This window comes from Paenibacillus solisilvae (genome assembly GCF_042656405.1).
In the GTDB taxonomy this organism is placed as follows: Bacteria; Bacillota; Bacilli; order Paenibacillales; family Paenibacillaceae; genus Paenibacillus_Z; species Paenibacillus_Z solisilvae.
On sequence record NZ_JBHSOW010000007.1, the window covers coordinates 1 to 20479 of the forward strand.

At 52.5% G+C, this 20479-nt stretch carries 19 protein-coding genes; all 19 read right to left on the reverse strand.

What is annotated here, in order from left to right:
- Positions 1 to 136 precede the first annotated feature (136 nt).
- Positions 137 to 862, reverse strand: a complete 726-nt coding sequence (locus ACFPYJ_RS01085) for a peptidoglycan DD-metalloendopeptidase family protein (RefSeq protein WP_379186186.1) — start codon at positions 860 to 862, stop codon at positions 137 to 139.
- Between the two features lie 124 nt (positions 863 to 986).
- On the reverse strand, positions 987 to 2141 hold the full coding sequence (gene spoIID, locus ACFPYJ_RS01090; protein ID WP_379186187.1) for a stage II sporulation protein D: 1155 nt from the start codon (positions 2139 to 2141) through the stop codon (positions 987 to 989).
- Between the two features lie 244 nt (positions 2142 to 2385).
- Positions 2386 to 3804, reverse strand: coding sequence for a UDP-N-acetylglucosamine 1-carboxyvinyltransferase (murA, locus tag ACFPYJ_RS01095; RefSeq protein WP_379186188.1), 1419 nt, complete (start codon positions 3802 to 3804; stop codon positions 2386 to 2388).
- Positions 3805 to 4017: 213 nt separating this feature from the next.
- Entirely contained in the window at positions 4018 to 4272 is a 255-nt protein-coding gene (locus tag ACFPYJ_RS01100) for a DUF1146 domain-containing protein (RefSeq protein WP_379186189.1), read from the reverse strand.
- A 56-nt stretch (positions 4273 to 4328) separates the two neighbouring features.
- Positions 4329 to 7421, reverse strand: a complete 3093-nt coding sequence (locus tag ACFPYJ_RS01105; protein WP_379186190.1) for a S8 family serine peptidase — start codon at positions 7419 to 7421, stop codon at positions 4329 to 4331.
- Positions 7422 to 7685: 264 nt separating this feature from the next.
- Positions 7686 to 9272: an NADH-quinone oxidoreductase subunit N gene (locus ACFPYJ_RS01110; protein ID WP_379186191.1), complete on the reverse strand. Its 1587-nt coding sequence runs from the start codon at positions 9270 to 9272 to the stop codon at positions 7686 to 7688.
- Between the two features lie 3 nt (positions 9273 to 9275).
- Positions 9276 to 10913: a complex I subunit 4 family protein gene (locus tag ACFPYJ_RS01115; RefSeq protein ID WP_379186192.1), complete on the reverse strand. Its 1638-nt coding sequence runs from the start codon at positions 10911 to 10913 to the stop codon at positions 9276 to 9278.
- Positions 10913 to 12778: an NADH-quinone oxidoreductase subunit L gene (gene nuoL, locus ACFPYJ_RS01120; RefSeq protein ID WP_379186325.1), complete on the reverse strand. Its 1866-nt coding sequence runs from the start codon at positions 12776 to 12778 to the stop codon at positions 10913 to 10915. Before nuoL ends, ACFPYJ_RS01115 begins: the two co-directional genes overlap by 1 nt.
- 12 nt (positions 12779 to 12790) lie before the next feature.
- On the reverse strand, positions 12791 to 13093 hold the full coding sequence (gene nuoK, locus ACFPYJ_RS01125) for an NADH-quinone oxidoreductase subunit NuoK (RefSeq protein WP_379186193.1): 303 nt from the start codon (positions 13091 to 13093) through the stop codon (positions 12791 to 12793).
- 1 nt (position 13094) lies between these two features.
- Entirely contained in the window at positions 13095 to 13613 is a 519-nt protein-coding gene (locus ACFPYJ_RS01130) for an NADH-quinone oxidoreductase subunit J (protein WP_379186194.1), read from the reverse strand.
- Positions 13614 to 13616: 3 nt separating this feature from the next.
- Positions 13617 to 14072 carry an NADH-quinone oxidoreductase subunit NuoI gene (gene nuoI, locus ACFPYJ_RS01135; protein WP_379186195.1) on the reverse strand — a complete coding sequence of 152 codons (456 nt, stop codon included), beginning with the start codon at positions 14070 to 14072 and terminating at the stop codon, positions 13617 to 13619.
- 14 nt (positions 14073 to 14086) lie between these two features.
- Positions 14087 to 15100: an NADH-quinone oxidoreductase subunit NuoH gene (gene nuoH / locus ACFPYJ_RS01140; protein WP_379186196.1), complete on the reverse strand. Its 1014-nt coding sequence runs from the start codon at positions 15098 to 15100 to the stop codon at positions 14087 to 14089.
- Positions 15100 to 16200, reverse strand: coding sequence for an NADH-quinone oxidoreductase subunit D (locus ACFPYJ_RS01145; RefSeq protein WP_379186197.1), 1101 nt, complete (start codon positions 16198 to 16200; stop codon positions 15100 to 15102). Before ACFPYJ_RS01145 ends, nuoH begins: the two co-directional genes overlap by 1 nt.
- 6 nt (positions 16201 to 16206) lie before the next feature.
- Positions 16207 to 17241, reverse strand: coding sequence for an NADH-quinone oxidoreductase subunit C (locus tag ACFPYJ_RS01150; protein WP_379186198.1), 1035 nt, complete (start codon positions 17239 to 17241; stop codon positions 16207 to 16209).
- Complete coding sequence (locus ACFPYJ_RS01155) at positions 17238 to 17756, reverse strand: NuoB/complex I 20 kDa subunit family protein (RefSeq protein ID WP_379186199.1); 519 nt, start codon at positions 17754 to 17756, stop codon at positions 17238 to 17240. Before ACFPYJ_RS01155 ends, ACFPYJ_RS01150 begins: the two co-directional genes overlap by 4 nt.
- Complete coding sequence (locus tag ACFPYJ_RS01160) at positions 17741 to 18112, reverse strand: NADH-quinone oxidoreductase subunit A (protein ID WP_379186200.1); 372 nt, start codon at positions 18110 to 18112, stop codon at positions 17741 to 17743. The genes ACFPYJ_RS01155 and ACFPYJ_RS01160 overlap by 16 nt, the downstream gene beginning before the upstream one ends.
- Before the next feature lie 177 nt (positions 18113 to 18289).
- Positions 18290 to 19099 (reverse strand): GerAB/ArcD/ProY family transporter, encoded by an 810-nt coding sequence (locus ACFPYJ_RS01165; protein WP_379186201.1) that lies wholly within the window; start codon positions 19097 to 19099, stop codon positions 18290 to 18292.
- Positions 19047 to 19304, reverse strand: a complete 258-nt coding sequence (locus ACFPYJ_RS01170) for a hypothetical protein (RefSeq protein ID WP_379186202.1) — start codon at positions 19302 to 19304, stop codon at positions 19047 to 19049. Before ACFPYJ_RS01170 ends, ACFPYJ_RS01165 begins: the two co-directional genes overlap by 53 nt.
- A 140-nt stretch (positions 19305 to 19444) precedes the next feature.
- Complete coding sequence (locus tag ACFPYJ_RS01175; RefSeq protein WP_379186203.1) at positions 19445 to 20479, reverse strand: FTR1 family iron permease; 1035 nt, start codon at positions 20477 to 20479, stop codon at positions 19445 to 19447.

Below are 20479 nucleotides of genomic sequence, written 5' to 3' on the forward strand. Positions count from 1 at the left end.
ATTAACGCGGTGTCGTATTAAATTATTTGAACATAAACAAGGCTGTCGAGACTTTCTCGACAGCCTGAAGGCAAAAGGCAGGGTTTCCCCTGCCTTTTGCCTTATTTGCATCCGATAGCTCAAACTGATCAAAATGTTATTGCTCGATCAAAGTACTTGGATTCATTGGTTTGCCGTCTTTACGGACTTCAAAGTGAAGATGAACTCCCAGATCTTTGCCAAGCTCGCTTCTTCCAGCTTGAGCAATGATTGTTCCTTGCTTGACTTCGTCACCGACTTTAACTTTAACGCCGCTCAAGCTTTGGTAGACGGTAACGATTCCGTCCGAATGCTTAATCTCAATATAGCTGCCGTTCAGAGGATGGGTGCCTGCTAACGATACGATACCGCTTAGAGCAGCCGTAACGTCAAAAGGTTTATCATCCGCTTTGGCAAGATCGATGCCTTGATTAGCATAAAATTTGTTGCCGTCCTGAATCAATCCTGCTTGACGTTCTTCATTGGTGCCATTAGCATCGTAATACGAAGAAACAACTTCGAGCTGAGTGCGGTCGGCCGGCCATTGGATCGTCTCGTTGGACGAGATCACTGCAACAGCTTCATCGTCTGGCGGTGTTGCTTCAGCCGTTGCATCCGTCGTACCTTGGCTAACCTCGGATTCGGTGTTTGCTGGTTTCGTAGATGTCTCATCCGCTCCCTGGTAGAGCCACATTAAGGTTACGATGATTGCTGCCGCGGCCATGAATGCTGCTGGTGCTGCCCACTTCTTCGACAACAGCTTTCTCCAAGCAGAAGGTTTTACGGCAGTTCCTCCCATTGTATTTTTGGGAGTGTCTAACTTTGGTTTGTTTTGATCATTCATATTCGATCACCTCACTAGCCATTGTTGCCACAACCTAGCAGTTTATACGTGAGGGATTAACATTTTTTGAGATTATAAGATAACTAGGCTGCGAGGAAGGCAGTAGAGGGTCAAAGAAGAGAAGCTAGTCTAGCAATCCGGCAGCCTGCTGCACCTTTGTTCCCGTATAGTAATGGGTGACGATTTGTTCCGCGCTTTGTCCCTCCTGAGCCATACCGTTCGCTCCCCACTGACTCATTCCGACTCCGTGTCCATAACCATAAGTGGTAATTGTGATCTCATCCCCTTTAATGCTCCATGTGAACTGAGAGGATGCAAGACCCAGCTTTTCTCTAATCTCTCTTCCGCTGAACATGTCTTTTCCGATAGCCACGGTCTTAATTCGTCTTCCTTCTGTCGTATCTATTATACGCATCTGCCGAGCCGCATTCTCCTTAACACCCAGCTTACTGCTAAATGTGCTTAGCTTCATCGCAGTCGTTTCCTGGTAACGGGGAGAAATCTCTTTGTCCCATGGGCTCGTCACACTGCGCAGATAGGGAAGATCAACCTCCCAATAATCGGATGCATTCTCCGTATAACCATTGCTGGTGGAGAAAAATGCAGCCTCTATCGGCTCGCCCTCGTAAGTAATGATTTGACCCTTTGTCTGCTCTACCGCTTCATTGAGCTTCTTCAGATTCTCTTCTTTGGCCTGACCGCTCCAACGGTCCAGAAGGGCGCCTAATGGTATGTATACCTGATTCTGCACCGTGTTCACGACTTCCGCTCCCTGAGCTTCGCTTGGCATGTCACTGCGGTCTGCCGACTGCAACCGCCTGTAGATATACGTACGGGCAGCTATCGCCTGCGCCTTCAGCGCCTCGAGCTCAAAATCGATTGGCATTTCCCCTGCAATAACACCCCGAACATACAGCTCAATCGGCATTTTCTCGACACGCTTCTCCTCTGCAAGATATACACGTACCCACAGCCGGTCATACTCGCTTAACCTTTCCTCGTGTGTCTCCTTAGAAGCTTCTTGAGAAGCTTTCTTATCATTTCGATCAACCGATTGCCGCTCCGTCTTCTCAGGGATCTTCTGCACCGGCGACGATTCTACCAAATCAAAGCCGGTCTGGCCGTTCTCCTCTTTCACTTCCGGATTTCGGTCCAGCATATGCATGGTGCCGCGTACAAGAATGACCATGAGCAGGCCGCTAATAAAGCCGATGAGCCATAACCTTGTCCAAACTCTACTTCCGCGAGGGCGCCTAGTCCTCCATTTTACCCGCTTCATCCCATACTCCTTCCAGTTCTCCTATTCTTATTTCTCTCAGTTCCTATTTTGTTACATTCTATGAACCGGAATAGTAGGATAGTACCCTCACGAAGAAGAAGGATGGAATGGATGAATGAAAAGGGAAAAGGGACATCAAATCATTCCCGGCCCTTGCAAGAACAGACGCGGATCCCCGCCAAAAAAGAAATGAACGATCAAAAAACCCTACTGCATCAGCAGTAGGGTTATCTTATTCAGCCTGTTACGCCCAAGTTGGTTGAGCCTTAATACGGCTAACCTCTTTTTCGCGTTTGAACTCATTTGACTTCTCCGCAGCCGGTTCTGCTGCAACTGCGTCCAGCACGGATGCGAACACAGGTTCAAAAACTTCTGCCTTAACAACGACTGGCGCCGGTTGTTCCGCCAGATCCACTCTAATGATGGTGGCACCGAGTGCGGCTAATTTACCTGTAATATCGACGTATCCGCGATCGACATGATGAATACCGGTAATTTCGGTTTCGCCGTCTGCACAAAGTGCTGCACATACAAGCGCTGCTCCTGCCCGAAGGTCAGTCGCCATAACTTTGGCCCCGGTTAAAGGAACGCCGCCGCTGATGACAGCCGAACGTCCATCGACTTTGATTTGAGCGCTCATTTTTTGGAATTCTTCTACATGCATGAAACGGTTCTCAAATACGGTCTCCGTCACGATGCTTGTGCCTTCCGAAACCATAAGCAAAGCCATCATTTGGGATTGCATATCTGTCGGAAATCCAGGGTACGGTAAAGTTTTGACATCCACCGCCTTGAGCTTCCTTGGAGCACGGACATGAAGTCCGTTATCGGTTTCTGTAATCTCTACACCCATCTCCTGCATTTTCGAGATAACAGGAGCCAAGTGATCTGCAATAGCGCCTTCGATATGAACATCACCGCCGGTCATTGCCGCGGCGATCATATAAGTACCCGCTTCAACGCGGTCAGGTATTACGGTATGTGCAACACCATTCAAATGCTCTACGCCCTCGATACGAATAAGCCCTGTACCGGCTCCGCGCACTTTTCCGCCCATTGCGTTCAAGAGGTTGGCAAGATCGACGATTTCCGGCTCCTTCGCCGCATTCTCAATCGTTGTTGTACCTTGAGCAAGGGATGCTGCCATCATAATATTCTCTGTTGCGCCGACGCTAGCCACATCCAGATAAATTTTGGCGCCCTTCAAGCGGCCTGCTGTACGGGCTTCAATAAAGCCTTGGCCCAGTACAATCTCAGCACCCATAGCTTCAAAGCCTTTGAGATGCTGGTCAATCGGACGTGTTCCGATTGCGCAGCCGCCTGGCAGTGATATTCTTGCTCTGCCCAATCGGGCAAGCAGCGGTCCCATGACGAGGAACGAAGCACGCATTTTGCGGACTAATTCATAAGGAGCTTCAAATGACGTAAGCTGCTGCGCGGAGATGCGCATCGTCTCATTCTCATATGTTAACTTGCCGCCAAGGGCAGCAAGCACTTTTTGAATCGTTATGACATCGTCTAGAAAGGGAACATCTTGGATTACACATTCACCTTTATTTGCAAGTAACGTGGCCGCGAGAATTGGTAATACGGCATTCTTAGCACCGCTTACTCGAACGTTCCCTGATAGTCGCTGGCCGCCGCGGACGATTATTTTGCTCATCTTTAGGTTTCCCTCCGCGCGCAGTAGATTCTTTTACCTATTTCTGAAATTTCTGGTTCCATGCTTTTACCCAACCTACATCTTACCATCCGCTTACACAAATCGACAAGCGTTATTTTCTCCCTGTCGAATACAGGCATTTCATACTATTCGCAGCCGTTTTCGTTTTTCGTACCGTCATGTATTACCCATTGTTGACATGTTTCGATTTAGTTATTCGACAAGTCCTCTAAGCAGGTTTGACCATTCCCAATAGTCAACGACAAACCCGGCAAACAGATGTCCGAGCACGACTGCCAGCATCACCTGCAGGAGCCTTGCCTGCAAGCTTCTGGACCTTCGCATAAAGAGATCCAGCTTCAGTTCCTGCAGGACGTACCAGGCAAGCGTGATGCTTAGCAGCTCAATAACGATGGAAACGAGAGCGTGCTGTCCGGCAGTCGTCGCGACGATATGATCCATATTCATTGTTCATGTTCTCCTTCGAACGGCTTTTTCGGGCAAATAATAAAGCGTACAGCCTATCATGTCTTATTCAATACCCGCAGCAGTACGGATGCAAACTCTGCCCGGCTGGCTCTCTGCTCCGGCTTGAACAGCGCACCGGTGTAGCCGCTGATCAGTTTTTCTTGTTTCATCCGGTCAATCGCGGCAGCCGACCAGCGAATGCTGTCCACATCGCGAAACGGGGGTGAGGACGGCCATACGGCAGGCAGTTTCAATACTCGCGCTAAAATGACGGACATTTCTTCACGGGTAATATACCGTCCCGGTCCAAAGCTCCCATCTGAATAACCGGCAATCCATCCCATGCTCACTGCTTTGACAATGGACCCGCGCGCCCAATGGTTCTGCGGAACGTCTTTGAACGGCACGGCAGCGGACAGTTCTTGCGGATTAAGAGCTCTTGCCAGCATGGAGACGGCCTCCGCACGGGTGATGCTCCGCTCCGGATTAAAGCGGAAGCTTCCGCTGCCGGCAATAATATGACGTTTGTTCAGCTCGACAATTGAAGCCTCCGCCCAGCTTCCGTCAATATCGCGAAAACCTGCCACCACGGCATCCGTACTCACACGAAGCCCGTAGTACTGCTTATCAAAGCTGCTGCTTGCACTTACTTTGATATAATAAACGCCAGCATCCAGCTGCTTTTCCTGTGTCATTACGGATTGATTGGCAGTCGTTTGCATGTTGAAGAGCAGCTTCTGTTTTTTATCGGTAATTTCTGCCTTCATCGTAATGCCTGCAGGTATTCCTTTAATTGTTATCCGTACAAAGCTGGTGGTTGTCAACCGTAATTGGTACCAGTCCAAATCTCCCGGCGTCCCAATAACCCCATTGTAATCGGAGCCTTGACGAATTCCCGTCGCTTCATAGGACTTGTTATTCGGTTCGTTGGGGTCCGTATATTTGGTTTTGAATTCAAGCTTCAACGTATACTGCGCTGCTGCAGCGCTTGCTTGCGCTGACATCGCATTGTGTACGCGGAAATAATAAGTGCCCGGTGAAACATTGATAATTTGGGAGGCTTCACTCTCTCCTTCCCCGTTATCATCGATTTCCTGAAGCGCTTCCTCGGCCCGCTGTATGCCAAGCGCGAGATCCACCCGCACGGAATCTGCAGAAACGGATAACTTAAGCGTACCGCCCGTTTCAAAATGTACGGCATACCAATCCCGGTCCCCTGTCTGATGGAAGTTGCCTACAACAGACTGCGAACGCGGTGCAAGAGTGAAGGCTTGATAAGATTTGTCGTTTTTCTCATAAGCATCAGGGGCAATTTCGAAGGTGGAGGTAAGCAAGTATGGGAGCGTTTGTTTAAGCTGTTGGTTAAAGAACTGCAGCTCAAAATAATTCCTACCCTTCTTGACGTTCCATTCCACCGTTTGGTTGCCGAGTTTGGCATCTTTTGTGCTTTGCAGCGCTTCACCCGAATAATGCGTCATTTGAACGGCTGGCAGCGGCTCTCCGGCAGCAATAATGCCCTGGAATTGAATCGAAATGACACCGTCATAGGGAGCATCAATGATAAACCAGTCTTTATCCTTACCCCCCGTGAGCTCCGCTGAAATCTTCGTGTGCAGAGGAAACTTCTTAGCGTTGTCGCGGCTGTTGTCAGGCTCATAATTGTCCGTCTTCAGCGCTGCTGTAACCGCCTTGTCGATCTGCAGAAGGCCATAGCCGCTGGCATTATCGACGCCCGCATTACCGATATCCTTTGCCGTCTGACGAAGCATAGCACGGATTTGGTACGGCTTAAATTCCGGATGCACCGCCCAGACAAGCGCCGCTGCGGCTGCCGCTTGAGGCGCTGCCATTGACGTTCCTTCCTCATGCTTGTATCCGCCCCCGACTGCCGTCGTATATACATTCCACGGTGCAGCAACATCAATTTCAGAACCGGGATTGGAGCGGGGCTCCGGGTTGCCTTTCGTATTGGCCCCGGCCACAGCCAAGACTGTCGGGTAGGCAGCAGGGTATTTGACTTCCGCCTTGGTTCCTAGAGCAGCGCCGTCATTGCCGCTTGCAGCGACCAGCAGCACCCCTTTACTTTCGGCATACTGCGCAATGTCGCTTAGATAAGGGGAGTACCGGTACAAACCAACAGAGAGGACAACGATTCGGGCACCGCTCTTAACCGCGTACAAAATCGCTTCCCCAAGGCGTTCTTCGTCTCCGTAGCCGTCTTTGTCCAGTGCTTTAATCGGCATGATCTTGGCATGCCACAGAATTCCGGAGACACCCTCTTTGTTATTCCCTTCGCCTGCCAGTACCCCGGCCACCGCCGTGCCGTGGCCGTTATCGTCCTCAGGCGGTTTGCCCGGATTAACGAGATTTGTGCCTCCCACCAAATTATTCTTCAGATCGGGGTGATCCATATCCACCCCAGTATCTACGAGCGCAATCGTCAGGTTCGTCTGGTCGTGGACGGTTGCCCACGCTTCCTTGGCCCGGATGAGATTCAGATGCAGCTGCTTCGGGAGCTCCGGATCATCCGTCTTCACTGCGGCACCGAGCAGCGTGATCGTGCTGCTCGGCTGCACGTATTCGACGCCCGGCGTCTGGCGCAGCCGCCGGAGCCATTCGCCCTGGTCCGCCCCGGGATCTTCGGGGCGGACCACGTCAAGCGCGGCCGCCGGCATCGCTTGACGGCGAAGCACGCGCGTTCCGGGCAGAGGCTTCGCCTGCCCGGGGTCGCGCCACTTGAGGAGCCAGGTATGCGGCTCCTCAAGTGCGCCTCCAGCGGCGCCGGCCGGCTGCGCCGCTGGAGCGCCGCTCGCCGCCGGAGCGCCGCTCAGCGAGGGCGCACTGCTCGCCGCAGGCGCTGGCGGCGCGGCCGCATGAGCAGTCCCTGCGGCGGCGGATCCCGCCAGTGCAGGGCCGCACCAGAGCAGAAGCGCTGCAAGTGTCCCGTGCAGCGCGAGGTGCAAAGCACGCATTGGCGTTCGGATCAACCGGGCCAGCGGGGTACCCCCTGCCTCAGTGGACGTCATGAAGCAGGCTAGACCTTTTTCACAGCCTAACGATTGTTCATTGCTCTGCCTGCTCAACGACTCCGTTGTATCCGTTCGTTTACAGTTGTTCGAGTTGAATTCCAAGTAGGATGGGTTCATCATATTCTGCCTTTAACCTGCAAATTGTTAGTATGAAACGATTCGCTCTCATTATATCTTATTCCTTTTCCAAATTTGTTCAATTTATGATAAAAGTTCGTATGTACTGCACTCTCCGCTGATCCTCACACGATATGTATGCCGCTGGTGCCGAATATAGATTTAAAGTTTCAATGAACCATAACATACCTGACAATCCAGCACAAACAGGGCCGCATCCACCTGCTGTGGCGCGGCCCTAATCTTCTCTAAATTCAACTTGCACCCTCAACCGCCGGGCTGGCTGCCAATGAACAAATCATTAATAATTGTGAAATGGTCATTCACCCAGCTCATCATCGGCCCTGGCAGGATACCGATCGCTACCGTTGCGATGGCGCAGATCCAGATAACAAGACCGGTAGGGACTGGCACATGGACAGTCTCCTCTGACGTTGAGCGCATAAACATCTGCCGGATAAAGCCAAAATAGAAGTAATAAGAGACTACGCTGCTCGCAACCATCACCGCAATAATCCAGTAGGTCTGCGTCTGCGCAGCTCCGAGCAGGATGAACAGCTTCCCGAAGAATCCGCCCGTCACCGGTAATCCGGCAAGTGATAATACGAAGACAATCATGGCTGCTGCCGTCCACGGCGCCCGATAATATAATCCGGCAAAGCCGCTGATCTCATCGTGACCGGCGGCCGCGCTGATGACCGTAACGACCGCTAGGGCACCGATTGTCATAAGCAGATATACCGCCAGGTAAAAAATAAATTCCCCGAAGTTGGACACATGCATCCCGTTCAGAGATAAGCTCACAGGAACGAGTAAGTAGCCTGCATTGGCAACACCGGAGAGCGCCAAGAGCCGCTTCACATTCTTCTGCCGCAGGGCAGCCGCCGATCCGATAACCATTGCAGCAGCCGCCATAATGAGCATCGCTAGAAAGACGTCATCTGCCAGCGGCGCTTCCGGCGTAGTAGCATGGAAGACGACGTTGTAGATCAGACGGAATACGATCGCAAATGCAGCGCCTTTGGATACAACCGCAAGAAAGGCGGTAATCGGCGTCGGTGCGCCTTGATAGACATCAGGTGCCCATACGTGAAACGGCGCGGCGGCGATTTTGATGCCAAGGCCCGCAAGCAGGAAGAAGAAAGCCACATAGAGCAGCTCTTTATAATCACCGGCATGCTGCTGGATGCTTTGAGCCATAGCTCCTAAGTTCGTTGCTCCTGTTATTCCATACAGATAAGACATCCCGAACAAGATCAGCGCCGAGGAGATTCCGCCTGTCACTACATACTTGAAGGCGGCCTCAGCCGACTGCACGGCATGCTTGCGTATGCCGACAAGCACATAGGTCGTAATGCTGAGCAGCTCCAGACCGATATAGAGCGTCAGCATATCGCCTGAGGAAGCCATGATCATGGCGCCGACAACTGCGGGCAAGAGCAGATAATAGTACTCGCCTTTGTCTGCAATATCCTCTCTCTTCACCGACCCAAGACTCATGAGAACAATAAGAGCGGTCGCTGTGAGGAACACGATTTTGAATAAGCTTGCATAGTTATCAATCCGGTAACTGTCCGCTAATAGTCGGATGACGCCGCTGACAACTTGCCCGTTCGCATTCGTTGTCGCTGATGCGGCGCTGTTAATATCGAGCAGCCGCCATACGACACACCCGAGCGAGGTAAGCAGTCCGCCTAACGTCAGCCACCCGATAAAGGAACGGGTTACGCGCCTTGGAAGCAGCAGATCAATGACCGCTAGCCCAACCATAAACACAATTAAAATCCATTCCGGGGCGAGATAGGCCGCGTCGCTCCAAGAAAGCGACTGAAGCGGTTGTTGTACAACGTCCATGCGCTACCTCCCCACCTTCTCGTTAATTTGCTCCAGCAGTGCATCGAAGCCATGCTTCATCGGCTCCGTCAATACCGATGGGTATATGCCGATCAGCAGGATGAATGCAAGCAGGGTAATCATTGGAACCGCCTCTATTAACCTTGCATCGCGAAGCGCGGCATACCGTTCGGACATCGGACCAAAGGTAATCCCAAGTATGCTCCGCAGCACATAGACGGCCGTGAGAATGACGCCCAGCACCGCAACTGCGGTAATGATCCGCATCGAGTCGAACAGCCCGAGCAGCGATAAGAATTCACCGACGAATCCGGATAAACCGGGCAGTCCAAGCGAAGCCATCCCCGCCGTCAGCAGAATGCCGCTGATGAATGGCAGGCTCCTCGCCAATCCTCCAAGATCGCTAAGCTGCGTCGAGCCCGTACGCTCATATATGCTCCCTACGATGAGGAACAGCAGCGCGGAGATAAGCCCATGCGACACGAGCTGGATCATCGCTCCCTGCAGTCCGATTTCATTGAACGAGGCAATGCCAAGCAGCACAATGCCCATATGGCTAATCGACGAATAAGCTAATACGAGCTTGAATTCCTTCTGAACGAGCGCCAGAACAGCGCCGTAAAGAATATTCACCACGCCGAGAATGGCGAGTACGGCCGCCCAGTCCTTGGCCTCGCCCGGGAACATGAACACGCCGAAGCGCAATAAGCCGTAAGCGCCCATCTTAAGCAGGACACCCGAGTGAATCATAACCACCGAAGGCGGTGCTTCCGCATGCACCTTAAGCATCCACGTATGGAAGGGGAAAACCGGTAGCTTGATGCCAAAAGCAAGGAGCAGCAGCAGAAAGATCGACCAGCGCATCGTCTTGGACAAATAGAACGGATTGCCTTCCCCTTCCTGCGAATTTGCAGGCGGCGCTGCATTCACGTAGGATGCCGGATCCGTCAGATTCTGCTGAATGACCTCGTAGCTTCCGCTGTAGGATAAATGAGTTTCCTGTTTATCCGGCACTTGATCCGCGCGAAAGCCGGCAGTGGACACCAGCATGACGAAAGCAATCAGCATGATCGCCGAGCCTATTCCGTTATAGAGCAGGAACTTATTCGCCGCTCTCTCCCGGTTCATAAAGCCCCATATTCCAATCAGGAAGAACATCGGGATAAGCGTAAGCTCGAAGAATACGAAGAACAGGAATACATCTCTAGCCAGAAACACGCCGAGCATACCTACTTCCAGCAGTAAGAACCAGATATAGAAGGACTTCCAGCGTTTCTTCACGTTGACTGAAGCGAGCGCCGCCATTACACCGACAATCGTCGTCAGCAGCAGCAAGGGCAGCGATAAGCCGTCTATGCCCAAGTGATACTGAAACTTGAAAGAGTAAGAAGATACGGCGCCGACAACTTCCTTATTCAGAGAAGCATCGACCCATGTCGACAGCTCTTCATAAGTTTTGCCGCCCTTGGTACTGTCATAATCCGCATAGAGCCATAGAGACAGCAGCAGCGGAATCAAGGTTGCTATAATAGCCGTCGTTTTCAGCCATCTGCTGCGCTGCTTCGGCAGAAACAGCAGAACAAGCAGGCCAAGCAGCGGCGAGAAGATAATGCAGGATAGAATCGGGAGATCGGATAACATTACCAGAACCTCCTTAGGGCAACGATCGCGATAAGAATGAGGAGCCCGAACAAAGTAATTAAGCCATAGGTTTGAACTTGGCCGTTTTGCAGGCGGGTGCCGCCCTTGCCAAGCAGCACAACGGAGCCTGATACCAGACGTACGGCACCGTCCACGACATAGCGGTCAAATGCGTGCAGGGCCAGGCCGAAACCTCGCAGCGGCTTCACAATCACATACTCATAACACTCGTCGATATAATATTTACGCTCCAGCAGCCTGACAAGCCATGGCATACGCGCGGAGACCGCATCCCGGGCAATCGTCCCTTTTACGAATACGAGCCAGCCCAAGTAGATTCCGAGAATACCGACAGCCGCTGAAATGACCATCACGAGGCCGCCCCCGCCATTCTCCACCTCAGCGCCGTCTGTCAGCCAGAAGCCCAGCGTATCGTTCCACGGGGTTTGAATAAAGCCCGCACCTATTGCCAGAACAGCAAGCACGATAAGCGGAATCGTCATCGACGATGGCGACTCATGCGCAGGCTCTCCTGCCTTCGGCTTGCCTGTGAATACGAGGAAGAACAAGCGGGACATATAGAAGGCTGTGAAGAAAGCAGCGACAATGCCCGCAACGAACAGCGCCGGCTTCTCATGCATAGCTGTGTTCAAGATCGCATCCTTGGACCAAAATCCGGAGAACGGCGGAATTCCGGACAGCGCCAATGCGCCAATGCCGAAGGTCCACGCGGTTATTTTCATCTTTGATCCAAGGCCGCCCATTTCATTAATGTTCTGAGTATGTACCGCATGAATGACACTGCCCGCGCCAAGGAACAGAAGCGCCTTGAAGAAAGCATGCGTCAGCAGATGGAAGATGCCTCCTGTCAGGGAGCCAAGTCCCAGGGCCATCATCATGTAGCCCAGCTGACTGACGGTCGAGTATGCGAGTATACGCTTAATATCATTTTGCGCCACTCCGATGGTTGCTGCGAATATCGCGGTAAAAGCTCCGACATAGGCGACCGTATCCAGCGCTGCCTGCGAAGCTTGAAAGATATCGAAGGTGCGTGCAACAAGATAGATTCCGGCAGCAACCATCGTTGCCGCATGAATCAGCGCACTGATTGGCGTCGGCCCTTCCATTGCATCGGGCAGCCAGACATGCAGCGGAAACTGACCGGATTTGCCTACCGCTCCAACGAAAATCAACAGCGCAATCAATGTCGTAACACCTGCTGTAATCGCTCCGCTTTGGCCGTCGAACACATTCTGGATATGCACAAAATCGAGCGCATGATCGGGCATATACCAATAAAGCAGCAGGATGCCGAGCAGCAGCCCTGCGTCCCCGATCCGCGTAACGATGAAGGCTTTCTTAGCAGCAGCCTTAGCCTCCGGCTTCGCATACCAGAACCCGACAAGCAGGAACGAGCATACACCGACAAGCTCCCAGAAGATATAGAGCGTCAGCATATTATCTGCGAGAACAAGTCCGAGCATAGAGAATGTAAAGAGGGCAACATAACTGTAGAAGACGGTTATTCGCTCATCCTCTTTCATATAACCGGCAGAGTAGACATTCACAAGGAAGGCGACAATCGTAACAATCACCAGCATCAAGGCCGTTAAATTGGTAACCTCAAAGCCTGCGTTAATGTGAAAACTGCCGATCTCGAGCCACTTGAAGCTGTATTGATAATAGCTGGCCCCGTCCCGCATATGTTCAATCAGGACGAGAATGGAAAGCACGAGCGCGCCCAGCGATCCAATTATGCCGAGCAGCGCGCCCAGCGCGCGCTGCGACCGGCCGAAGGCAAGCAGAAGCAGGAACGCAGCCAGCGGGAACATCGGAATTAGCCAGGCCTTTTGCGAGAACATCATATCCACTTGGCGTTACCTCCTCATCTCGTCGAATTCATCGACGTTGACGGTTCCACGCGCCCGGAACAAGGCGATTAACACAGCAATTCCCACTGCCGCTTCCGCCGCTGCAACCGCTATGCTGAAGAGCGTAAACATTTGTCCGCTCAGCGACGGAACAACGCCGTATTTGGAGAAAGCAACAAGGTTGAGGTTAACCGCATTGAGCATCAGCTCAATCGACAGCAGCACGATGACTGCATTTTTTTTCACCAGTGCTCCATAAAGCCCGATGCAAAATAATATCGCCGCCATCGTTAAATAGGATGATAACATGCTAATCTGCCTCCTTTTTCGCAAGCACAATAGCACCGATAAAAGCAACAGTCAGCAGAACAGAAACGAGCTCGAACGGCACCACGTAGCCGGTAAAAAGGAGCTTCCCGATTTCCATCGTATTATCTGCACCAGCATCAAACGGCTGCTGCGGCTGCGGAAAATCCGTTTGACGGATCGCATAGAACAGAATGCCAAACAGCGCCAAAGCACCGATCGCGGTCAGAGTTTCCTGCAGCGGTCTGGCGCTCTCTTCCCCATTGCTTTGGTGTTTGGTCATCATAATGCCGAAGATCATCAGAATCGATATCGCTCCCGCGTAGATCAGCACCTGCACGAATGCCAGAAACTCCGCATCCAGCAGGACGAACATGCCGGCAACGCCGATAAAGACGGCGGCTAAGGAAACAACCATATGCACGACCTTCGTAAAGCTGACCATAAGCACCGCACCGCTGATGATGAGTACGGCGAAGACGAAAAACGCGACAAACTCGCCGGTAACGTTCACATTAAACATAGGTTATTTGGCTCCTCCCTTTGCCGCAGCAGGAGCTCCAATATTGTTATTGTCCTGACGTACATTTTTATTGTTGTTATCCAGCCATTCCCGATCTTTAAACAGTTCATCGCGGCTGTAGGCCGCCAGCTCGAAGTTGTTCGTCATGACAATCGCCTCCGTCGGACAAACCTCCGTGCACAGGTCGCACAGAATGCAAATTTCGAAGTTGATATCGTACGTGTCGATGACTTTACCCTTCTTATTTGGATCGGGATTCGCTTTCCCCGTCAAGGTAATACACTCCGTTGGGCAAACCCGGACACACTGGTTGCAAACGATACATTTGTCCGGCTCGAAATGCTGGATGCCGCGAAACCGGTCGGGCATCACGAACGGCACATCGGGATAGGAAGTGGTAACTTTTTTTGCGGTCATCGCTTTGAACGTGACACCTAATCCTTTGAAGAGACCTTTCATTCGTTCTCCCTCCGTTACCCTTTAATAAACAGCTCCATATAAACAGCCGTCAAAAACACATTCAAGATCGCGAGCGGCAGCAGCACCTTCCAGCCGAGCCCCATCAATTGATCAATCCGGATCCGCGGCAGCGTCGCCCGAATCCAGAACAGGAAGAACACAATGAACGAGAACTTCAGCAGGAACCAGATAATGCCCGGGACAAAATCAAGGAAAGGCGCCGGCGCATGCCATCCGCCTAGGAACAGCACCGTAGTCAGCGCAGCGATTGCATAGACATAGACGTATTCCGTCAGCATGAAGAAGGCGAAGCGGAAGCCGCTGTACTCCACATGATAGCCCGCAACGAGCTCGGACTCCGCTTCCGGCAGGTCGAAAGGCGTCCGGTTAAGCTCAGATACCGCCGCAATGACGAAGATCACAAAGCCGATGATTTGCGGCAGGAAGTTCCACTGCCAGAACCAGTCGCCCTGCGCCTGTGCGATCGTACGCAGATTCAAGCTTCCTGTCAGCATAACGACGCCGACGACCGAGATGACGAGCGGCACTTCATAGCTGATCATCTGAGCCGCTGAACGCATACCGCCCAGCAGCGCGTACTTATTATTCGAAGCCCAGCCGCCCAGAACAATCGCAATCGTCGAAATGCCGGACAGGGCCACATAGTAGAGCAATCCAACATTGATATCCGCAAAATAAAGGTTCTGTGTATAAGGAATGACTGCCAATACCGCAAAGGCAGGCACATAAGCAAGCGCCGGCGCCAGAATGAACAGCGCCCGGTCCGCTTTGCGCGGGATGGTATCCTCCTTCATCAGCAGCTTCATAATATCCGCTACCGTCTGCAGCAGTCCCATCGGGCCTACCCGGTTCGGGCCGATCCGGAACTGCATCCAGCCAATGACCTTGCGCTCGAAGAAAATCGCATAGCTCACAAAGCCGAGCACAAGGGCCAGCAGGATGACGCCCCAAAGGAAAAAGATCAGGGCATTCCCCCATGTCAGCGTTTCATCAAGCCATGAACCCATTAACAGTCTACCTCCCCGACGACAATATCAATGCCGCCCAGAATTGTAATGAGGTTGGTCATCGTCTCGCCGACTAACAGCTTGGGCAGAATTTGCAGATTCACAAAGGACGGACGACGGAATTTCAGACGGTAGGGCTCTGCCTTCCCTTTGGAGACGATATGGCAGCCGATTTCGCCGCGGGGCGATTCAATGCGGACATACACTTCACCGGCCGGCGGTCTAATGACACGCGGCACTTTGCCCATGACATCGCCGGGCGGCGGGAACTGTTCCACCGCTTGCTTCAGGATGCGCAGGCTTTGACGCACCTCTTCCAGCCGGATCAGGTAACGGTCATAGCAGTCGCCGTTCTTACCGAGCGGAACGTCAAACTCAAACTGGCTGTATAAGCTGTAAGGCTCTGCTTTGCGCAAGTCCCAATCTACGCCTGTGCAGCGAAGATTCGCGCCGGAGAGGCCGTATTCGATTGCGGTTTGCGCATCGTATTTGCCAACACCCCGGATCCGGGCGAGGAAAATTTCGTTCCCGCTCACGAGATCGTTATATTCATCCAGCTTCTTCTCCATATAAGGGATGAAGTCGCGTACTTTATCGATCCAGCCGTCCGGGGCATCCCATTTCACGCCGCCTACACGCATGTAGTTGTAAGTGAGTCTGGCCCCGCAGAGCTCATTAAACAGGTCAATGATGATTTCCCGGTCGCGAAATGCAAACAGGAATGGGCTCATCGCACCGATATCCAGCAGGTAGGTTCCCCACCAGACCAGATGGCTCGCTACACGCTGCAGCTCCATCACGATCAGCCGCATAAACTCGGCGCGAATCGGTATTTCGAGCCCCATCATCGTCTCAACGGCATGACAGAGCACATAGTTGGTCGTCATCGCCGATACGTAATCCATTCGATCCGTGTAAGGAATGATCTGCGTGTAATTCAAATCTTCAGCCAGCTTCTCGGTACCTCTGTGAAGGTAACCCATAACCGGCGTCGCCTCCGTAATCACTTCGCCGTCCAGCTTGACGACAATACGGAAGACGCCATGCGTACTGGGATGCTGCGGTCCTACATTAAGCAAAAGTTCTTCGGTACGAATCACGGCTGGTCACACCTCCGGATCTAGCGGTTCATAGTCTTTACGCAGCGGATGGCCTACCCAATCGTCAGGCATCATGATACGGCGCAGGTCAGGATGACCGGTAAAATCAATGCCGAGCAGATCATAGATTTCGCGCTCATTCCAATTGGCCGTCGCCCAAACCGGGGCGGCAGATGCTACCTGGGGATTCTCGCGGTCTGCTTTGATCTTAACGGCATATTCCTTCTTGGTGGAGATGGATATAAGATGGTACACCACTTCCAGATACGTCTCGTAATCGACCCCGGATACATTGCGCAGAAAATCGCTGTCCAGCACGGGATGCGAGCGGAACAGCTTCGCTACCTCTGTCCAATGCTCATTCTTGATTATAAAAGTCGGCATATGGCCGTTCATTTCGTTTATGTAGGATTCTTCCACTGCAGCTTCGGATACGAGCGTCTGAATAAGCTGAAGGGCTTCATCCAGCTGCGGCTGTTTCGGTGACGGCGGTTTAGGCTCTTCCGGAGCCGCCGCACCTTCTGCAGCCTTGGCGGCAGCGCGTGCCGCGCGCGCTTCCTCGGCTGCCTTCAGCTTCGCTTCGCGTTCGGGATTAACCGCGCCTCCCGCATCCGGAGCAGGTTCGCCGGCGCCTGATGAAGGGTCGCTGGCAACGGCGCTAATCTTGGCAGCCGCTCTTGCCGCCCGGGCTTCAGCGGCCGCCTTCAGCTTCGCTTCCCGCTCTGGGTCGGCAGCCCGTGAGGGTGCTGGCGTTTCACCGCCAAGCGCCTCTGCAGCCGGCACGGGCTTGCTTCCCGCTTCCGGCGGAGAAGATTCGCCTGCAGCCTCAGCTGGAGCCTGCACCGGGTTTGCTGCCTTGGAAGCGGGCTCATTTGCGGCCTGGGCCGGTGCTGCAGCAGCAGGCGGGCCTGCTGCTTCTGATACCGGTTCCCCTGCTGCTGCTTCGTCCGGAGCTGCTGCAGATGTTTCCTGCCCTTGAGGGTCAGGCTTCAGCTGCTCCTCCGGCTGCCTGCTGTCCTTTTTGTCCTGCTCGTCGCTCATCGGCTGGTCACCCGCTTCCCGGTCTTCGCCTCGTAACGGATCTTCTCCTGCAGCTTGTTAATCCCGTAGATAAGCGCCGCCGGATTCGGAGGACAGCCAGGAATATAAACATCGACCGGAACGATCTGATCCACGCCCTTCATCACGGCATAGGACTTAATGTAAGGTCCGCCTGCAGTGGCGCAGGAGCCCATCGCAATAACCCACTTTGGCTCCGGCATCTGATCGTAGAGTCGTCGAAGCAGCGGACCCATCTTCTTCGTTACGGTGCCGGCCACGATCATGACATCCGACTGGCGCGGCGATGTACGGAATATAACGCCGAACCGGTCGAGGTCATAATGCGACGCGCCTGTCCCCATCATCTCGATAGCGCAGCAGGCGAGCCCGAAGGTCAGCGGCCACAGGGAGTTGCTGCGCGCCCAAGCCTTTAATTGATCGAGCGTGCCCATAAATACATTGCGTTCTAATTCTTGCCGCTCTTCAGGAGTGATTGATTCTAAATTGAATTCCATTTCAGCACCTTCTTCTTCCAAGCGTAGAGTAGCCCAATGAGTAAAAGTCCAGTGAAGATCGCCATTTCAACCAGCACAAATAGGCCGAATTGCTTGTATGCGACGGCCCATGGATATAGGAAAACGGTTTCTACATCGAAAATGACGAACATGAGCGCAAACAGATAGTAGCGCACATTAAAACGGACCTGTCCCTCCCCTACCGGTTCATTTCCGCTTTCGTAAGTCGTTTTCTTCTCTTCGGTTGGCTTGCTGGGTCGTAATAATCGGCCGACGGATAGAGCGACCACTGGGAGCAGGATGCCGAGAATAATGAAGATCGCCACAATTACGTAATTGTTGATATACCTCTCCACACAATCGCCTCCGTGCGAATGAATCTAACAACGGGCGGAAATAGGGGTCACCCGCTTGGTCAAATTTTCCTCACAATTATAACAAACCCTACCTCATGCGTCTATGTCTGACTTGAAGACGCTTCCTCCGGCGGCTGCCCGGCCTGCTCCTTATCCGCTTGCTCAGCCTGCATCTCGTTAACGGGAGCCGCCCTTGGGAACGCTATTGTCCGATATACCCCGAACCGCAGCCACCAGCAATAGGATCAGCGGCAGCACCAGGCCTTGAAAGACGCTGAAAACCGGCCATACCTTCGATGCAAAGTTGGTCAGTTGTGCCGAGTTCCGAAATACGATAAACGACATCGGAATGACGATGCTTGCCATCGGGAGCACCATGGGACGATAGGTGGAGAACCTGAGCAGCTGGGCTGAAGCGACGTTAACCACATAGAAGCACAGAATCATTTTGGAGAAAATCGTGCTGATCCAAATCACCGCTACGGAAATCTCCACCCGCTCCAGCACGTCGCCTACCGAGATCTGCTTCTCCATATCATAGACGGCAAAAGGGCTGTGCATGGTGAGCTCCGCTCCCAGCACCGTGAGCAGCATAACCGCGATAAATAACCCCATAAGCCCGATGGCTGCAGAAGAAATCCACATGGCGCGTTTCAGCTTCTTGCGGTCTTCCGGCCGCACCAGCGGAAATAACATCATCAAATACGAATACTCTGCCAGCGGAAACCCTGAGATCGGAAACAGTCCTTTAACCGGCTGCCACCAGCCGTCTGCCAAGATGGGCTTCATGTTCGAAAAATCCATTTTATTGATCAGCAGGATAAAGATCAGCCCAATGACAAGCGATATCCGTACAAACAGCAGCTCGCCGGTCCAGCCAATGACTTCGATGCCAAGCATCACCCCATATACAATGACCAGCATGAAAGTGACGTTAATGAACCAGCGCGGCGTCTCGGGAAGGACCAAAGGGAACCTCCCCGCCAATCGCCATCCTCCTGATCATCAAATCTGCGCTTTCTCCATTTCTTCTTGGATGAAAGCCATTTTGTTCCAAGCTATCCGATATCGGCATCAGCTCATAGGGCTTCATATGGGCTTTAGCTGCTCGGTCAAGAATGGTCTGCCTTTTCTTAACCTTCTTACTGATTCCGCCCCCTGCAGCCTGGCCTTTCAAATAATCGCCGAACATCAGGATCCACCTTTCCGCCGGTGGTTCTTTTTTCTGGTTAGAATGTCTCATTACTGGTAAAAGTATGCACAGCAGGAAAATTAAAAAGGCTTCCTGCCGTTAAACGGCAGAAAGCCTTCGCTATTGATTTCATCCTGCATCTATGACATGCGGGCCGATACCGGCTGCTCATCATCTGATCGCGCAGAGCTGATATTGATCATCTTATCATTATCTGCTGCACCGGGAGCCCCATCGCCTGTACCGCCTGCACCCGGACCTCGTACATCATTGGCCCTTGACCGGAGAGCGGCAAGTTTCTTCTGCCTGGCCAGCAGGACAAATACAAACGCGTAATACATCCAATACCCGACAAACTCTTCAAGGGAAGGATCTTGGGTGTAGCCAAGAAACGCCTTGAAGAAAATACCGACTTGCCCGTTTATTACAGGGTGATTCCCGGTATCGCGAATATAGTTGGTCTCATCGATCGGATGCTCGGGCATAAGCCATGTCAAGTCATACATCGATCCGATTTCACCGCCAGCTGTCTTGTAAACACTGCCGATTACCTTCAAATCCTGCATAACTCCGACCGCCTGAACGAACAGTCCGGCTGCAATCATAATCAAGAAGATGCTCGTTACCTTAAAGAAAGTACCGATCTGCACCTTCTTACTCCCTTTGAACACAACAATCCCGAGCACGGCAGCAGCCGCAATGCCCAGAAGAGCTCCCCAGCTCTGCAGCGCCTGCGAGATATCCCCCTGCGAGATCGCCGCGAAGAAGAACATGGTTTCCACGCCTTCGCGCAGCGTAACGAGAAACGAGTGAACAATCATATTGATCGCCCCGCCCGCTGTAAGAATGAGCGCCACTTTGCTCTGCAGCTTGTCTCTCATCTCCCGATTCTGCTTACTCATGAATAAAATCATATGGGTAAGCAGTCCGGCTGAAACGAGTAAAATCCCGATGCGCAAATAATCCTTGCTGCCCATCGTCGCATAGCCGTCGAGCACAACCTGGAACAATAAGGCTACTCCGAGGCTCGCCGCAATGGCAAGTGCAACCCCGACCCACACAAATTTATTCCATTTGGATTGTCCGATCCGGTTCAAATACGAAATAATAATCCCGACGATTAAAATCGCTTCGAACGCTTCGCGAAACATGATGAGGAAAGCTTGCAAATTCAT